15 protein-coding genes are annotated in these 16,083 nt (G+C 68.1%); 8 read left to right on the top strand and 7 right to left on the bottom strand.

Features of this window, described 5'->3' with window-relative positions; all coding sequences use genetic code 11:
- Positions 1-10: 10 nt before the first annotated feature.
- From MF607_RS14170 to gspG, 4 genes are all read right to left on the bottom strand, one after another.
- Positions 11-796: a type II secretion system protein N gene (locus MF607_RS14170; protein WP_242119910.1), complete on the bottom strand. Its 786-nt coding sequence runs from the start codon at positions 794-796 to the stop codon at positions 11-13.
- Complete coding sequence (gspI, locus tag MF607_RS14165; protein WP_431311953.1) at positions 793-1,212, bottom strand: type II secretion system minor pseudopilin GspI; 420 nt, start codon at positions 1,210-1,212, stop codon at positions 793-795. Before gspI ends, MF607_RS14170 begins: the two co-directional genes overlap by 4 nt.
- Before the next feature lie 77 nt (positions 1,213-1,289).
- Positions 1,290-1,754 carry a prepilin-type N-terminal cleavage/methylation domain-containing protein gene (locus tag MF607_RS14160; protein ID WP_277925924.1) on the bottom strand — a complete coding sequence of 155 codons (465 nt, stop codon included), beginning with the start codon at positions 1,752-1,754 and terminating at the stop codon, positions 1,290-1,292.
- A gap of 2 nt (positions 1,755-1,756) precedes the next feature.
- Positions 1,757-2,242, bottom strand: a complete 486-nt coding sequence (gspG, locus tag MF607_RS14155) for a type II secretion system major pseudopilin GspG (RefSeq protein ID WP_277925913.1) — start codon at positions 2,240-2,242, stop codon at positions 1,757-1,759.
- A 34-nt stretch (positions 2,243-2,276) separates the two neighbouring features.
- Here gspG and gspL point away from each other — a divergent pair, with 34 nt between their 5' ends.
- The 5 genes from gspL (at position 2,277) to glsA (ending at position 7,758) form a co-directional block, all read left to right on the top strand.
- Positions 2,277-3,362 (top strand): type II secretion system protein GspL, encoded by a 1,086-nt coding sequence (gene gspL, locus MF607_RS14150; protein ID WP_242119902.1) that lies wholly within the window; start codon positions 2,277-2,279, stop codon positions 3,360-3,362.
- Positions 3,359-3,853 carry a type II secretion system protein M gene (locus MF607_RS14145; protein WP_242119899.1) on the top strand — a complete coding sequence of 165 codons (495 nt, stop codon included), beginning with the start codon at positions 3,359-3,361 and terminating at the stop codon, positions 3,851-3,853. The genes gspL and MF607_RS14145 overlap by 4 nt, the downstream gene beginning before the upstream one ends.
- Complete coding sequence (locus MF607_RS14140) at positions 3,850-5,331, top strand: GspE/PulE family protein (RefSeq protein WP_242119898.1); 1,482 nt, start codon at positions 3,850-3,852, stop codon at positions 5,329-5,331. The genes MF607_RS14145 and MF607_RS14140 overlap by 4 nt, the downstream gene beginning before the upstream one ends.
- Before the next feature lie 163 nt (positions 5,332-5,494).
- Positions 5,495-6,721, top strand: coding sequence for a type II secretion system F family protein (locus tag MF607_RS14135; RefSeq protein WP_242119896.1), 1,227 nt, complete (start codon positions 5,495-5,497; stop codon positions 6,719-6,721).
- A gap of 119 nt (positions 6,722-6,840) precedes the next feature.
- The gene (gene glsA, locus MF607_RS14130; RefSeq protein WP_242119894.1) at positions 6,841-7,758 is read left to right on the top strand and encodes a glutaminase A; all 918 of its coding nucleotides are present in this window, start codon (positions 6,841-6,843) and stop codon (positions 7,756-7,758) included.
- A gap of 166 nt (positions 7,759-7,924) precedes the next feature.
- On the opposite strand, the gene MF607_RS14125 is transcribed toward glsA, so the two are convergent.
- On the bottom strand, positions 7,925-9,253 hold the full coding sequence (locus MF607_RS14125) for an amidohydrolase (protein WP_242119892.1): 1,329 nt from the start codon (positions 9,251-9,253) through the stop codon (positions 7,925-7,927).
- 444 nt (positions 9,254-9,697) lie between these two features.
- Between MF607_RS14125 and uvrB the strand changes: the two genes are divergently transcribed.
- The 3 genes from uvrB to MF607_RS14110 all read left to right on the top strand — a co-directional run bounded on the left by uvrB (position 9,698) and on the right by MF607_RS14110 (position 13,390).
- On the top strand, positions 9,698-11,905 hold the full coding sequence (uvrB, locus tag MF607_RS14120; protein ID WP_242119890.1) for an excinuclease ABC subunit UvrB: 2,208 nt from the start codon (positions 9,698-9,700) through the stop codon (positions 11,903-11,905).
- A gap of 442 nt (positions 11,906-12,347) precedes the next feature.
- Positions 12,348-12,866, top strand: coding sequence for a hypothetical protein (locus tag MF607_RS14115; protein WP_242119888.1), 519 nt, complete (start codon positions 12,348-12,350; stop codon positions 12,864-12,866).
- Positions 12,863-13,390, top strand: a complete 528-nt coding sequence (locus MF607_RS14110; RefSeq protein WP_242119885.1) for a hypothetical protein — start codon at positions 12,863-12,865, stop codon at positions 13,388-13,390. Before MF607_RS14115 ends, MF607_RS14110 begins: the two co-directional genes overlap by 4 nt.
- A gap of 573 nt (positions 13,391-13,963) precedes the next feature.
- Here the strand turns inward: MF607_RS14110 and MF607_RS14105 are convergent.
- Together MF607_RS14105 and MF607_RS14100 are read right to left on the bottom strand one after the other, a co-directional pair.
- On the bottom strand, positions 13,964-14,740 hold the full coding sequence (locus tag MF607_RS14105) for a formate/nitrite transporter family protein (RefSeq protein ID WP_242119883.1): 777 nt from the start codon (positions 14,738-14,740) through the stop codon (positions 13,964-13,966).
- Positions 14,741-14,796: 56 nt separating this feature from the next.
- Positions 14,797-15,876, bottom strand: a complete 1,080-nt coding sequence (locus tag MF607_RS14100) for a DUF5694 domain-containing protein (RefSeq protein ID WP_242119881.1) — start codon at positions 15,874-15,876, stop codon at positions 14,797-14,799.
- Positions 15,877-16,083: the final 207 nt, after the last annotated feature.

Genomic DNA, 16,083 nt, shown 5'->3' with positions numbered 1-16,083 from the left:
GGGAGTTGCCCTAACGGATGGGAATGGAGACGGTGGTCGGCTTACCGTCGCGAAGGATGGTGACTTGTGCCTGCCCCGATGCGGCGGCGCTGGCGATGGCGGCATTGACCGCCGACTGGTCGGTCAGCGCGGCGCCGTTGACCGACTGGATGACATCGCCCGCGCGCATGCCGGGCGGGGGATTGGCGCCGATCGCATAGCCGCCCGCGACGGGCGTGGCGTTCAGCCGCGACAGCACCGTCTGCGCGCTGGGCGGCGGCGGGGCGGCGGCGGGGGCGGCAGGGGCCGGGACGGTGAAATTCGCGGCCGGCGCCGGGGCGGGCTGACCCGGCGTCGGCGTCGCCTGTCCGAACGGGTCGGGGAAGGCGAGATATTCTAGCCGCCCGCCATTGTTCAGGATGATGCGGTCGCGGCGGATTTCGGTCACCTGCGCGCCGGCCAGCGCGTCGCCGGGCTTGAACGGCTTGGCCGGTTCGTTGCCGATCGACACGAACGCGACCGACAATTCGGCGGGGCGGGCGAAGACCACGCCCTTCAACACCGCCTGAATGGCGGTCGGGCTGGTGGCGTCGGCGGCGGTCGGGCTGCCGAAAGGCTGCCACGCGACCGCCGGGCCAGTATCGACGGTGACCGCGCGGGTGCGTGCCTCGCTCGGCACGGTGATCGCACCGGTCCCGGCATGGCCGGCGATGCGCCAGACGAGGCCGGCAAGCGCGAAGGCGACCGAGACGATCGCGGCGGCGGCGAGCCAGTCGACCCAGCGTTCGCGCCAGCGGAGCCGTTCGACGACGATCATGCCGCGTCCTTGCGCAGAAAGCCGTCGAGCCGGGCCATGGGCGCGGCCTCCCCCGCCGGGGCGACGCTGATCGTCACCCGGTCGAGCGCGGGATCGCTGGTCGCGGTCCGGCTCACCGCCACGCTCCATTGCCGTCCCAGCATGTCGACCAACTCCGCATTCGCTTCCGGCGTCCCCACTTCCAAATCGGCGAGCCGGTTTTCGGCCACCCACATCGCGATCGCGCGGCGTTCGACGCCGCGGGTCGAATCGATATGCTGCTCGACCGCGCCGATCAGCCCTACCGTGGCGATCGCCAATACCGCCAGCGCCACCATCGCCTCGATCAAAGAAAAGCCGGCTTCATTTAGATCCTCCCCGCCTGCGGGGAGGGGGACCGTCCGCGTAGCGGATGGTGGAGGGGGAGAGCGGCGCAATGCAACGGCAGCGCTTGCGGCGACGCCCCTCCACCAGCCTATGGCTGGTCCCCCTCCCCATGTAATGGGGAGGATTTTCATTGCGTCACCTTTGTCGCGCGCGCGGTAATGCCGTCATAGCGCACCCGCCATGTCTGATCCCCGCCGCTGATCGTCGCGCCCAGCGCTTGTCCGGTGCCGTCGACGCCGAGGATCACCGGCGGCGGCGTGTCGAGCGTCATCACCATCCCGCCGGGCAGGGTGTGGAACGCCAGTGGCCCCTCGGTCTGCGGGATCAGCCCCTTGGCGCCCACCCGCGCAAAGCCATAGCCATGGGTTTCGGTGGTCAGCGCGATCAGCTGGTCGCCGAGCATCGCGTCGTCCGCCGCCGCCTGCAGCCGCACGGCGAAGCGCCGCGCCTCTGCCTCGACATTGGGCGCGCGGGTCGCGGCACCGATGCCGAGGCTGACCGCGCCCGCCGCCACGCCGATGATGGCGAGGACGATCAGCATCTCGATCAGGGTCATGCCCCGTTCGGCATCGCGAACCGGGCGGCGGGGCAGGGTCAGCGGGTCGTTCCGTCGATATCGGCGTCGAGCCCCTCGCCGCCGGGCTTGCCGTCCTTGCCGAGCGACTTGATCGCAAAGCGCCCGCCGGTCGATTCGTAGACATAGGGATTGCCCCAAGGGTCCTGCGGCATCTGGGACAGATAGCCATCGGGCGGATAGGCGCCCGGCACCGGCGGCTGGGTCGGTTTCTCGACCAGCGCCTTCAGTCCCTGCGTCGTCGTCGGGTAGTCGCCATTGTCCAGTCGGTACATTTTCAGCGCGGCGGAGATCGATTTGATGTCGGTGCCGGCGGTCGTCACCCGCGCCTGATCGGGGCGGTTGATGACGTTCGGCACGATCAGCGCCGCGACCAGCGCGATGATCGCCAGCACGACGATCATTTCGACCAATGTCAGCCCCGCCTCTTGGGTTGGGACAGAAACCTTGCGGGCGGCGGGGTTCGCGGCCAAGGTGTCACGAAACTTTCGGAATAAGATGCGCATCCACGCCCCAATGCGTCCACACGATGAAGCCATTGTGACAATCGAACCCGCCCCCGCCGGTCCGGCCGCCGGCGTGTGGGCTGTCGCGGGCGGCGCCGCCATCTTAGTCGATGGCACGGTCCCCGCAACAACCTTGCTCGTGCCGTCCGAATCGGTCCTTTTGCTTCCGGTCGACCTGCCGCTGCCCAACCGGGCCAAGCGGCTGGCGGCGTTGCCCTTCGCGGTCGAGGACCGGATCGCCGATCCGATCGATGCTGTCCATCTGGCGCTGGGCGACGCGATCGGCGACCGGCGCTATCTGGTCGCGGTGGTGCGGCACAATGTCATGGCCGAATGGGTGGCGATCGCCGAAGGCGCCGGGATCGGCGCGGCGGCGTTCGTGCCCGATGCGCTGACCCTGCCGGCACCGGTCGAGGGATGGAGCGTCGAGGTGACCGGCGGCCGGGCGCTGGTCCGCGCCGCCGATGGCACCGGCTTCGCCATTCCGCTGCCGATGCTGGCCGCGGCATGGGAGGCGGCAGGGCGACCGGTGGTGCAGGCGCTCGGCGAGCCGCTGCCGGAGGCGATGGCGGGCGATGGCGCCGCTTTCCCGCCCGCCCCGCTTGCTGAACGCATCGCCGCGGCGCCGATTGATCTGCGACAGGGCGCCTATGCCCGCCGCCGCACGGCATGGCCGAGCACGACGCGCAAGGTGGCGATGATCCTCGGCGCGGCGGCGCTGGCGCATGGCGTCATCGCCATCGCCGATACGCTGATGCTGGAGCGGATCGCCGCGCGGCGGCAGGCGGCGCTTCAGCAACTGGTCGCGACGACCGCGCCGTCGGTGCCGACCGGCGGCGATGATTTCATGGTCCGCGTCGCCGACCTGCTGCCGCGCCCGACCGGCAGCAACCGGTTCGTGCCGCTGCTGTCGCGCGTTGCCGGGGCGCTGTCGCCTATCGGACCGGCATTGGTGGTCAACCGCATGGATTTCGAAGGAAACGCACTGACCCTCGATTGCCAGTCGCCCGAAACCGGCATGGCCGACCGGCTGCGCGCTGCATTGTCGGCAGCGGGGGTCGCGGCACAGGTGAGCGCCCAGCCGGGCGGGGCACTGCGCATCGTGGCGCGCGGGGCATGATCGTCGTACGCAGGAGCGCCCGCATCGAAGCGGCACTGGCCCGGTTCGATGGCTGGTGGCAGGGGCTGACCACGCGCGAGCGGGTGCTGGTCGGAACGCTGACGGTGCTGCTCGCTGGAATCGTGCTGGTCTATGGCGTGGTCAAGCCGGTACAGGCGGCACGGTCGCAGGCGCGTGCCGATATCCGTCAGGCCGAGACGCTGATGGCGCGGGTGCGCGCCGCCGGACGGCTGGAGTCCGCGCCGCAGATGACCGCCGCCGGACCGCCGCAAAGCGTGATCGCGTCGGCCGCCGCGACCGCCGGGCTGCAACCGACCCTTGCCGAAGCCGGTGGTGGCATCACCGCGACGCTGACCGACGCGCCCTATCCGGCGGTGGTGACGTGGCTGAGTTCGGTCGCATCGACCAGCAAGATCAACGTGCGGCGGGTCACGATGCAGCGCGGGTCGACATCGGGCCGGGTCAACGCGACGGTGGAGTTCCAGCCATGACCGACACGCTGCTCCATGCCGAACCGGTCCGGCTGCCCTATGGCTATGCGCGCAAGGGCGGCGTGCTGATCCGGCTGGGCGCGCAGGGCATGGAATGCGTCCATCGCGGCGATGCGACGCTGGATGCGATGCTCGAGGTGCAGCGGGTCGCGCCGGGCATCCCATTCGTGGCGCTCGACGATGCGGCCTTCGATGCGGCGTTGCAGGCGAGCTATGGCGGCAGCGCCACCACCGCTGCGGACATCGAACTGGCCGAGACCGATCTGGCGGCGCTGGCCGACAGCGCGGCGGCGGTCGACGATCTGCTCGACGCGCGCGACGATTCGCCGGTCATTCGCCTCATCAACGCGCTGTTGCTGGAAGCGATCAAGGAAGGCGCGTCCGACGTCCATGTCGAGACGCAGGAAAAGCGCCTCGTCGTCCGCTTCCGCATCGACGGCGTGCTGCGCGACATCGTCGAGCCGCCGCGCGCGCTCGCCCCGTTGCTCGTCAGCCGGATCAAGGTCATGGCGAAGCTCGACATCGCCGAGCGCCGCACCCCGCAGGACGGCCGCGTCACGCTGCGCATCGGCGGCCACGACGTCGACGCCCGCGTGTCGACCATGCCGACCCAGCATGGCGAACGGGTGGTGCTGCGTCTGCTTGAACGCGGGGGCATGATGCTCGACCTCGCCGGTCTCGGCATGTCGGAGCGCGACGAAACGGTGTTTGGCCGGTTGCTCGAACGGCCACACGGGCTGCTGCTGGTCACCGGGCCGACCGGCTCGGGCAAGACGACGACGCTCTATACCGCGCTGACCCGGCTGAACGATCGCCGCCGCAACGTGATGACGGTCGAGGACCCGATCGAATATGAACTGGCCGGCATCGCCCAGACGCAGGTCAATCCGCGTACCGACATGACCTTCGCGCGGGGACTGCGCGCGATCCTGCGGCAGGACCCCGACGTCATCATGGTCGGCGAAATCCGCGATCAGGAAACCGCGCAGACGGCGGTGCGATCGTCGATGACCGGCCATTTCGTGCTGTCGACGCTGCACACCAACACTGCGATCGGATCGGTCACGCGGCTGATCGACATGGGGGTCGAACGCTATCTGCTGGCGCCGATGCTGGTCGGGCTGGTCGCGCAGCGGCTGGTGCGGCGGTTGTGTATCCATTGCCGCTGGCAGGACCGCGCGACCGACGCCGACAGCGCGCTGCTGGGCGGGGCGATCAAGCCGGGCAAGAAATTGTGGCGCAAGGGCGGATGCGAGGCGTGCCATCATGAGGGCTATCGCGGGCGCGCCGGGCTGTACGAAGTCGTGGCAGTCGACGACCGGTTGCAGGCGATGATCCACAATGGCGTCGCCGAGGCCGAACTGGAGCGCGCGGCGCGGGTCGACAATCCGGCGTTGCTCGATGACGGCGTGGCGAAGGTGAAGGCCGGGGTGACCACCGTCGAGGAGGTCGCGCGGGTCGTGCGGGAGGAGGGGTGACAAATTCCCCTCCCAACTCCCTACCGTTTGGTTCGAGTAGCGATCGAGCGCGTCGAGAGCGCGTATCGAGAACGGGGTTCCGCTGGGCGGGAGTTCTCGACGGACGCTTCTCGACAAGCTCGAAGCTGCTCGAACCGAACGGAGTTTTGACGGGGGTAGGTAGGTGACCGCCTACACCTACCGCGCCGCATCTCGCACCGGCGCCACCGTCAAGGGCGTGATCGAGGCGTCCAGCCCCGCCGCCGCCCGCGCGATGCTGCGCGAACGCGGCGAACTCCCGCTGTCGGTCGAGGAGGCTGCCGAGAAGGGCCCGAAACTCGGCAGCATCCAGCTTCCCCGCCTGTTCCGGCGCGGCGTGTCGGCCAAGGCGCTGGCGACGCTCACCCGCCAGATCGCGACCTTGGTCGGATCGGACATCTCGATCGAAGAGTCGCTGCGCATCGTCGCGGGACAGGCCGACAATGCGGCGGTCAACGCGCTGCTGCTCGACGTGCGCGCCGCGATCCTCGACGGGCGCAGCTTCGCGCAGGGGCTGGGGCGGCACCCAAAGGCATTCCCAGAATTCTACCGCGCCTCGGTCGCCGCGGGCGAACAGTCGGGGCGGCTGCCCGATGTGCTCAACCACCTCGCCAATTTCGTCGAGACACGGCAGGCCAATGGCCAGAAGATGCAGCTGGCGCTGCTCTATCCGGCGCTGCTGGCGACGGTCAGCTTCGGCATGATGGTGCTGCTGATGGTCTATGTCGTGCCCGACATCGTCCGCGTATTTGTGTCGCGCGGGGCGGAGTTGCCGTTCCTGACCCGCGCGCTGATCGCCCTGTCGGCCTTCATCCAGAATTACGGGCTATATGTCGCGGTCGCGGCACTGATACTGTTCCTCGTCGGCGCGCGCTGGCTGAAGGTGCCGGGCAACCGGCTGGCGCTCGACAAGCGTTTCGCGACGCGGCGACCGTTCCGCCGCTTCAGCCGCCAGCATAATGCCGCGCGCTTCGCCGGCAGCCTCGCGACGCTGGTCGGCAGCGCGGTACCGCTGGTCGAGGCGCTCCACGCCGCCGCCGCGGTCACGCCCAACCGCTTCGTGCGCGACAAGGCACTGACCGTCGCGGCGCGGGTCCGCGAGGGGTTGAGCCTGCGCGCCGCGATGGCGGAGGCGGAAATCTTTCCGTCGATGCTGGTCGCGATCGTCGCCTCGGGCGAGACGTCGGGGCGGCTGGCCCCCGCGCTCGATCGCGCGTCGGGCGAACTGGAGCGCGAACTCGACGCGCTGGTCGCGACCCTGGTCGCGCTGGTCGAACCGATGGTGCTGCTGCTGATGGGCGGGCTGGTGCTGATGATGGTGCTGGCGATCCTGCTGCCGATCATCAACCTGAATAATCTGGTGCAGATATAGGGTTGTAGAAGCACGTCATCCCAGCGCAGGCTGGGATATCCTTCCACGGGAGCGCGCGCTCATGCGGAGGAATGCCCCAGCCTACGCTGGGGCGACGCTTTGCTACACAAGGAATTGCCATGACCGACCTCGCCCGCATCGTCGCCGAGGTGACGGAGGAGATCACCGCCAACGCTGCCGAGATCGAGGCGGCGGCCGAAGCGGGCCACGACTATCCGCCCGACTGGTTCGGCATGGCGGTGGCGACGCCCGATGGCGCACTGTACCATGGCGGCTATTCGCATATCCGCTTCCCGCTCCAGAGCATCGCCAAGGTCTTCGCGCTGGAACTGGCGCTGGAGGCATGTGGGGACCAGGTGTTCAAGCGGGTGGGGCGCGAGCCGTCGGGCGATCCGTTCAATTCGATCGTCGACCTCGAACGCAACAAGGGCGTGCCGCGCAACCCGTTCATCAACGCCGGCGCGCTGGTGGTGTGCGACATACTGGTCGAGCACAAGGGCGATGATGCGTCGGCGCGGGCGGTGGTCGAGTTCGTGCGCGAACAGGCGGGGCAGAGCGACGTCATCCTGAATGACGACGTACTGGAAAGCGGGCGCAAGGGCGGCGACCTCAACCGCGCGATGATGAGCTTTGCCAAACATCACGGCAATCTCCACTGCGACATCGACGAGGTGATGGAAGCGTACGTCCATCAATGCGCCATCGAGTTGAGCGCACAGTCGCTGGCGAAGACCGGCCTGTTCCTGACCCGCACCGCGAGGACCGGCGATGCCGAAGGCGACAAGCGCGCCAAGCGGACGCGGCGGCTGCTGTCGCTGATGACGACCAGCGGGCAATATGACGGATCGGGCGACTTCGCCTATCGCGTCGGGCTGCCGGCCAAGAGCGGGGTAGGGGGCGGTATCCTCGCCATCGTGCCGCAGGTCGCGTCGATCGCGGTGTGGTCGAACAATCTCGACCGGCAGGGCAATTCGATCCTGGGGGTCAGGGCGCTGGAGTTGCTGGCGGACAAGGCGGATTGGTCGGTGTTCGGGTAGGGGGCTTTGCCGCCTTATCCACCCCACCCGTTTGCTTCGAGCGGCGGTTCGAGTTTGTCGAGAACCGAAGTCGAGAAGGGGTTGCCCCAAGCGACAAGGTTCTCGACGGACGTTTCTCGACTTCGCTCGAAGCTGCTCGAACCGAACGGGGGTGGGGGCGGGTAGGTTAGTTCCCCGACTGCGGTCCCAGCAAGTCCAGCACCGCCGCCGTCATCGCGATCGTCCCCGTCACGATCGACGGCTCGGGCGCGACCTTGAACAGCGGCGAGTGGTGCGACGGCACCGGCGGCCCGCCATTCTTCGCGGCGGTGATGTCCGCCATCGGTGTCCCGCCGACCGCGAAATAATAGCCTTTCACCTTCGAATCCGGCTGGACCAGATAGGCGAAATCCTCCGCCCCCATGCCGGTCTGTTCGAACGGCACGACATTCTTCGCCCCCAGCGTCGTCGCCATCACCGCGTTCAGGCGGCGGGCGAGGGGGGCGTCGTTGATCGTGGTCGGCGTGCCTTCGATCACCTTGGCGGTCGGCATCCGGTCGGCGGGCATGCCGTTCAGCGTGCCGATGCCGGTCGTCACCCGCTGGATACCGTCGAGCAACTGCTTGCGCGTGCCCTCGTCATTGGCGCGGACCGTCACCTGCAGCTTCGCCATGTCACTGATGATGTTGTGTTTGAGGCCAGCATGGAACGATCCGACGGTGATGACCCCGGGATCGAGCGGCTGGCGTTCGCGGCTGATGAGACCCTGCAGCGCGATCACCAGTTGCGACGCCATATAGACTGGGTCCTTGCCGGCATGCGGGCTGGCCCCGTGCGCGCCGATGCCGGGCACGTTGATATCGACCGAGTCCGACGACGAATATTGGATGCCCTCCGATGCCGACACCATGCCGGCCGGCAGCCCGGCCGCGACATGGAAGGCGAGCGCATAATCGGGCTTGGGGAAGCGGTTGTAGAGGCCGTCGGCCAGCATCGCCTTCGCCCCGCCGACGCGTTCCTCGGCGGGCTGGACGATGAAGACGATCGTGCCCTTCCACCGGTCCTTCAGCGCCGCCAGCCGGCGGGCGGTGCCGACCATCGACGTGATATGCGTGTCATGGCCGCAGGCGTGCATCACCGGCGCCTCGACCCCGTCGATCCCGACCTGCCGCGCCTTGCTGGCATTGGGCAGGCCCGATTTCTCCTCGACCGGCAGCCCGTCCATGTCGGCGCGGACCAGCACGGTCGGGCCGGCGCCGTTCTTGAGCACGCCGACGACGCCCGTGCCGCCGACGCCGGTGGTGACCTGCATGCCCGGCACCTTGCGCAGCTCGGTCGCCATGCGCTCGGCGGTCTTGACTTCCTTGAACGACAATTCGGGGTTGCGGTGGAACCAGTCCCACATGCTCCCCAGCGACGCGCTGTAATCGGCGCGCACGGCGGGGGCCCAGTCGGGTTCGGCCATGGCCGGCGTCGCGGCGAACAGGCAGGCGGCGGTGGCGATCAGTTTGCGCATGGTTCGGGGTCCCCTTTGCGCGTCAAGCTATCGGGTTCGGAGCGGGTGTCGAGGGGGATTTGGTTCACGCGAAGGCGCGAAGGCGCGAAGGCGCGAAGGGCGCGAAGGGCGCGAAGTTTAAGAAGAAGGGAGTGGTTCGCGCAGAGGCGCAGAGGCGCAGAGGAGGTTTCGTGACCGGCCAGCGTTCGCCTGGCCCAGAACGTCACCCAGCGCAGGCTGGGGTCTCCCGGTTGTGAAGCGCGCTCCTCGCCGCACGAGATGCCAGCCTTCGCTGGCATGACAATATCCGGCGGATGGGGTCGCCAAGGTCGAGAGACTCAAAACGGCGCGACAGGCCAAACCCCTTTCGCGTCTCCGCGCCTCTGCGCGAAAACTACCTTCTTCTTCGTGTCTTCGCGTGCAGCAATGTTGCCGTCCCGTTCCGCCACACCCATATTCCGACCCATGGCGATCATGATCCGCACCGACCTGTCCGAGCCGGAAACCGGGCAGACCTTCATCCCCCACCGCCCGGCCCGCCCGGAGAAGGTGGATGCGGGCAAACGCTTCGTGATCCAGTCCGAATATCAGCCCGCCGGCGACCAGCCGACCGCGATCCGGGAACTGGTCGCGGCGGCACGCGCCGGCGAAAAGGATCAGGTGCTGCTGGGCGTCACTGGCTCGGGCAAAACCTTCACCATGGCGAAGACCATCGAGGAGCTGCAGCGGCCGGCGCTGATTCTAGCGCCGAACAAGATACTTGCGGCGCAGCTGTACGGGGAGATGAAGTCGTTCTTTCCCGATAACGCCGTCGAATATTTCGTCAGCTATTACGACTATTATCAGCCCGAAGCCTATGTGCCACGCTCGGACACGTACATCGAAAAGGAAAGCTCCACCAACGAGGCGATCGACCGGATGCGCCACTCCGCGACCCGCTCGCTGCTGGAGCGTGACGACGTCATCATCGTCGCATCGGTATCGTGCCTCTACGGTATCGGATCGGTCGAAACCTATTCGGCGATGATCTTCGACCTGAAGAAGGGCGATGTCGTCGACCAGCGCGAGATCGTCCGCAAGCTGGTCGCGCTGCAGTACAAGCGCAACGATGCCGCGTTCCAGCGCGGCAATTTCCGCGTGCGCGGCGACAGCCTCGAACTCTTCCCGTCGCACTATGAGGACAGTGCGTGGCGGATCACCTTTTTCGGCGACGATATCGAGGATATCACCGAATTCGACCCGCTGACGGGCAAGAAGATCGCGAACCTCAACTCGATCCGCGTCTATGCCAATTCGCACTATGTGACGCCCGGCCCGACGCTGAAACAGGCGGCGGAGGCGATCAAGCATGAGCTCGCCGAGCGGCTGAAGGAACTGGTGATGGAGGGCAAGCTGCTGGAGGCGCAGCGGCTGGAACAGCGCACCAATTTCGACCTCGAGATGATCGCCGCCACCGGTTCCTGTGCGGGGATCGAGAATTACAGCCGCTTCCTGACCGGACGCCTGCCCGGCGAACCGCCGCCCACGCTGTTCGAATATCTGCCTGAAAACGCGCTGCTGTTCGTCGACGAAAGCCACCAGACGATCGGCCAGATCAACGGCATGTCGCGCGGCGACCATCGCCGCAAGATCACGCTGGCCGAATATGGCTTCCGCCTGCCCTCGGCGATCGACAACCGCCCCTTGCGCTTCAACGAATGGGACGCGATGCGCCCGCAGACGGTGTGCGTCTCGGCGACGCCGGGCGATTGGGAGATGGAGCAGACCGGCGGCGTGTTCAGCGAACAGGTCATCCGCCCGACCGGGCTGATCGATCCGCCGATCACGATCCGCCCGGTCGAGGAACAGGTCGACGACCTGATCCATGAGGCCAAGGAGACGGCGAAGCTCGGTTATCGCACGCTGGTCACCACGTTGACCAAGCGCATGGCCGAGGATCTGACCGAATTCATGCACGAGGCGGGGCTGAAGGTCCGCTACATGCACAGCGACGTCGAGACGCTGGAGCGCATCGAGCTGATCCGCGACCTGCGCATGGGCGTCTATGACGTGCTGGTCGGCATCAACCTGCTGCGCGAGGGGCTGGACATTCCCGAATGCGGGCTGGTCGCGATCCTCGACGCCGACAAGGAAGGGTTCCTGCGCTCCGAAACCTCGCTGATCCAGACGATCGGCCGCGCCGCGCGCAACGTCGAGGGGCGGGTGATCCTCTATGCCGACCGGATGACCGGCAGCATGGAGCGCGCCATCGCCGAGACCGATCGCCGCCGCGAAAAACAGCGGGCGTATAACGAGGAACACGGCATCACGCCGACCACGATCAAGCGCCAGATCGGCGACATCATCGCCGACGTCGCCTCGCGCGATCAGGTGACGGTGGAGATCGACGAGGACCGGCCGCACATGGTCGGCCATAATCTGCGGTCGTACATCGAATCGCTCGAAAAGCAGATGCGCGAGGCGGCGGCGAACCTCGAATTCGAGACCGCCGGCCGGCTGCGCGACGAAATCCGCAGCCTCGAGAACGAGGAACTCGGCCTGCCGGCGAGCGAGCACAAGGCGCCGATCATGGGCCGGTCGAACGAGGGCAAGCCGGGAACGCGCAAAACGCGCTATGGCAAGCAGAAGGCGATGCGCATGGCCGGGGGCGGGGGCGGGGGACGGCGGCGGTAGCGGCCTTGGTTGAGCAGGCGGGAGCCGATACACGCCGTCGTTGCGCGTTTGGCCTGACGGTAGCGCGTATGGACTCCGGCAAGCGCGAGACCTCTGCGAAAGTCCTTTTTCTGTACCCCGGCGAAGGCCGGGGCCCAGTTGGGGGAATCCGAAAAATACGGAAGAACCTTCCCGACTGGACCCCGGCCTCCGCCGGGGTACGCGTAGTTTTCTGCTGCGCGCCGACGTTCGCAGAGGCCGCGTTTGCGCGGAGTGGCGATAATCCAAAGATCGTCATCCCGGCGTAGGTCGGGATCCATTGTGTCGGGTGGTGTCGACTCCATTATGACCTTTCCCAATCCGTAGATTCCGGCCTTCGCCGGAATGACGGGCGGTTCGATGCAAGGGGCGCTTCGCCCCATCCCCGGTTGAGGCCACCGCCCGCATCGCCCATAAGGTGGCCATGCGTATCAAGTTCCTTGCCCCCGCTCTCCTGCTGGCCGGGTGTGTGCCGCCCGGCGCGCCGCCTGCGCCCGAAACGGTCCCGTCGCCCACGCCGCGCCCCGTGCCGGTTACGCCGGCCCCGCCACCGGTCGGCGACTGGCGCGATCTGCCGCGTGCCCCCGGCGACTGGCAGTATCGCGGTCTCGGCAGCGGGTCGGCCGCGACCTATGGCGTACGCGGGGCGGCACCGGTCGCGACGCTCACCTGCAACCGTGCGGCCCGCCAGGTGACGATGGTCTTCGCCTCGCCGCGTCCCGCCGCCGGCACGGTGACGATCCGCACCACCAGCACGCAGCGCAGCCTGACCGTCCAGCCGATGGCCGGCGGGGTCGGCGCGTCGCTGCCCGCCAGCGACAAGCTGCTCGACGCGATCGGGTTCAGCCGCGGCCGCTTCGTCGTGGAAGGTGCCGCGATCGGCCGGCTGGTCCTGCCGAGCTGGGCCGAAATCCTGCGCGTGACCGAGGATTGCCGCGCGTGAGGCGGGCGGCGGCGTTCGCGGCGCTGGCGCTTGCCGCCTGTTCGAGCGAACCGCCGCCCGCGCCGAAGCCGACCGTGCGCCCGACGCCGACCCCGCGCCCGACCCCGTCGCCGCGCGCGCTCAGGCCCGGCGAACTGCCGACCCCCGAACTCGACGGGGCGGCGCCGCTTGCCGGCAACTGGCGCTATCAGGCATCGGCAAGCGGTAGCGCGGTGCGCTACGAAGCGAATAGCGCGGCGGCCTTCACCATCCGCTGCGATCCGCAGGCCCGGCGCATCGTCTTCGCCCATCCGGGGCAGGGCGCGACGATCCGCCTCTATGTCGCCGATGCTGCCGCGACCTTCCCGACACAGACCGTCGACGGCGCGGCCGAAGCGGCGGTGACCACCGGCCAGACCTTCCTCGACGCGCTGGCCCGTGCCGACACCATCGGCTTCGCCATCGATGACGGTCCGGTCGCGCGGCTGCCCGGTGACAAGGCGATCCGGACGGTGGTGCGGGGGTGCCGGCCGGGGCTGCGCTGACTCGCGGGCGGGGCCGCGAAGTATGGCGGAAACATTGTGCAATACAAGTCTTGTACGCGGTCGCGCGATGCCCCAGATTCGGGATGCGCACCGATCGGTGCGTAACGGCTTTAACTAGCGAAAGGAGGTGATCCGATGTCTCATGGTTCAGCAATGGGGTCGGTTCAGTTCGTTCGGGAGACGCGCCGCTAACGCGTGAGGCCGCGTGCGGGGGGTATCCTCCCCCAGTCAACGCCGCGGCATCATCAATGCGGCTCGCATGGTCTCCCGGGCTGGAGCTTCCGGCCGCTGACCATGCTTGAGGTCGCCGGGCGTCGAGAGACCCCGGCGGCCTCTTTCATGTTTGGCGCAGATGGGGTGAATCTGCGCAGGCTGCTGTCGTCATCGCGGACGGCATCCTGGGTTCCGCTTCGTCGTCTACCGCCATCCGGGTTTGATTCGTCCGACCAAGACCGTCGCCCCAGCGCAGGCTGGGGCCTCGACCGGCCACTGTTCCGTGCGATCACCGCGAGATCCCAGCCGGCGCTGGGATGACGTCTGGTTCAGACGGGGTGACGCAGGACGACCCAACCGTTATTCCCGCAACGTCCGATGCCCTGCCGCCAGCACGATCGCGACCAGCGATCCGCCGACGATATTCCCCGCCGTCGCCAGCAGCAGATTGCCGAGCAGCGCGCTTATCGGCACCGCCGCCGGGTCCAGCCCCCACGCGACCGGCAGCAGCGTCATGTTGGCGACCGAATGTTCGAACCCCGCCGCGACGAACAGCGCGACCGGCCCGATGACGGCGATGATCTTGCCCGCCACCGATTGCGCGCCCGTCGCCATCCATACCGCCAGACATACCAGCATATTGGCGAGCACGCCCGAGGCGAGCAGTTCGGCCCAGTCCTTGGCCAGTTTGGTATCGGCGGTCTTCAGCGCCGCCTGTCCGACCGCGCCGTCGATCGCCCCCGTCGCGCCCGATGCGACGAACAGCGCGGCGATGGCGAGGCTGCCGATCAGATTCGCGACCCATACCACGCTCCAGTCGCGCAGCGTTTCGCCGATGCTCAGGCGATCCTGCGCGGTGGGCAGGACCAGCATGGTATTGCCGGTGAATAATTGCGTGCCGGTCACCATCACCAACATCAGCCCGACCGAGAAGGCGAGGCCCGACAGCAATTGCGTCGCGCCGCCCGGTTCCGCACCGGCCTGCGCCACCAGATAGCCGATCGCGCCGAAGCCGATCTGCGCGCCCGCGGCGATGCCGAGCAGGACCATGGCGCCGATCGGCGGGCGCGTCTTGGCCAGCAGCGCGTCGTCGACGCTGTCGGCCAGACTGTCGGCGGTGGCGTCGTCCTTGGCCATGGCGTTCCCTTCCGGATGGTACAGGAACGAAACGACCGGGACGGCTTGCGGCTCCGTCAGCGCAGCATCGGGCGGATATCGACCACGCGGACGTCGTGCATCTGGTTGAGGTAGGCCTCCAGATACGGCTTGTGCGACGCCCCGACCACGACCAGCGCGCGCATGCCCGGCCCCGGCGCCTCGGCCAGCATGTCGCGGATGTTCGCCGCCATGCGCAGGTTGCGTACCTCCCAATAGGCGACATATTGCCGCCCGAACCGCTGCGGCGACGGCTCTTCGAGCGCCGCGCCGAAGTCGGTATCGAACACGACCTTCCCCTGACTGGGTGCGTTATAGCCGCGGTACATCGCCAGCACGCCAGCGCCGGTCGCCAGATCGACCTGCGACGCATCGATCGCCGCCATGCGCCGCTTCATCGCCGGACTGTCCCAGACCGCCTGCATCGTCTTGCCATAGGCGGCCTCGTCCGCCTTCGGCACCGATCGGTCGGCGGTGTGATCGTCCATGGCATAGACGCGCTGGAGGCTCAGCCGGGCGGCGAGGCGTGCCGCGATCATCAGACTTTCGTCACGCCGTGTCTCCAGCTTGGTCAGCCGCGCGGCCAGCGTGTCGTCCAGCCCGTCCCCGGCCTTGCGCTCTGCCGCCGGCAGCCGGAGCCACTGGACCAGCGCCGATGCCTGCTCGCCCCCGGCAAGGAACAGCGCGGCCAGCTTGCGCCGCTCGGCCGCGGTCGGGTTGGGCGGCAGCGTCGTCAGCATCGCTTCATAGGCGGCGGTGGCGGCCGGCACGTCGAGCCCGGTCGCCGCCTTGGCGGGTGCCGGGTCCCAGCAATAATCGGGCACGGTATCGGCATAGCGATAGGGATAGCGGCGCAACTGGTCGCATTGCGCGCCCGACAGCGCCTCGATCGCGATCGCCTGCGGCTTCCACGCCGCCAGCCGGTCGAGCAGCGGCGCGAGCGCTTCGGGCCGGAACCGATCGGGCAGTTGCGACAGATGCGCCGACCCCAGCACCGCGACTTCATTGGCTGGCCCCGACCGTGGCCCCTTATGCGCGGCGGGATCGAAGTCCGGACGGTAGCTTTGCGCCGTGGCGGGCGCTGCGAGCAGCAGCAAGGTCGACAGAATGCGTTTCATGAACTTCCCCCTTAGCCCCGAACCTAGGGCCGTAGGCGGGGAAGGGGAATGCCTGATGCAGCCGTCCCTCGCCCCGATAGGGGAGAGGGATGCGCAGACTTGGTCTTTGCGAGAGCAAAGGCCTAGTCGAAGCTGGGAGAGGGGAAGCGCTCGACTATGCGAGCGCGCGAGCCGGAGGCTCGCTTCGCCCCTCTCCCAAGCTGCGCT

Source organism: Sphingomonas lacusdianchii, from assembly GCF_022664395.1.
Taxonomy (GTDB): domain Bacteria; phylum Pseudomonadota; class Alphaproteobacteria; order Sphingomonadales; family Sphingomonadaceae; genus Sphingomonas; species Sphingomonas lacusdianchii.
Note: the sequence above shows the minus strand (reverse complement) of the source record. Positions and strands in the feature narration are given on the sequence as shown.

Excerpts from the sequence above, each read along its gene's own strand:
- MF607_RS14170 (WP_242119910.1), bottom strand. The coding sequence starts at position 796 with ATGATCGTCGTCGAACGGCTCCGCTGGCGCGAACGCTGGGTCGACTGG.
- gspG (WP_277925913.1), bottom strand. The coding sequence starts at position 2,242 with ATGCGCATCTTATTCCGAAAGTTTCGTGACACCTTGGCCGCGAACCCC.
- MF607_RS14145 (WP_242119899.1), top strand. The coding sequence starts at position 3,359 with ATGATCGTCGTACGCAGGAGCGCCCGCATCGAAGCGGCACTGGCCCGG.
- MF607_RS14140 (WP_242119898.1), top strand. The coding sequence starts at position 3,850 with ATGACCGACACGCTGCTCCATGCCGAACCGGTCCGGCTGCCCTATGGC.
- glsA (WP_242119894.1), top strand. The coding sequence starts at position 6,841 with ATGACCGACCTCGCCCGCATCGTCGCCGAGGTGACGGAGGAGATCACC.
- MF607_RS14125 (WP_242119892.1), bottom strand. The coding sequence starts at position 9,253 with ATGCGCAAACTGATCGCCACCGCCGCCTGCCTGTTCGCCGCGACGCCG.
- uvrB (WP_242119890.1), top strand. The coding sequence starts at position 9,698 with ATGGCGATCATGATCCGCACCGACCTGTCCGAGCCGGAAACCGGGCAG.
- MF607_RS14115 (WP_242119888.1), top strand. The coding sequence starts at position 12,348 with ATGCGTATCAAGTTCCTTGCCCCCGCTCTCCTGCTGGCCGGGTGTGTG.
- MF607_RS14105 (WP_242119883.1), bottom strand. The coding sequence starts at position 14,740 with ATGGCCAAGGACGACGCCACCGCCGACAGTCTGGCCGACAGCGTCGAC.
- MF607_RS14100 (WP_242119881.1), bottom strand. The coding sequence starts at position 15,876 with ATGAAACGCATTCTGTCGACCTTGCTGCTGCTCGCAGCGCCCGCCACG.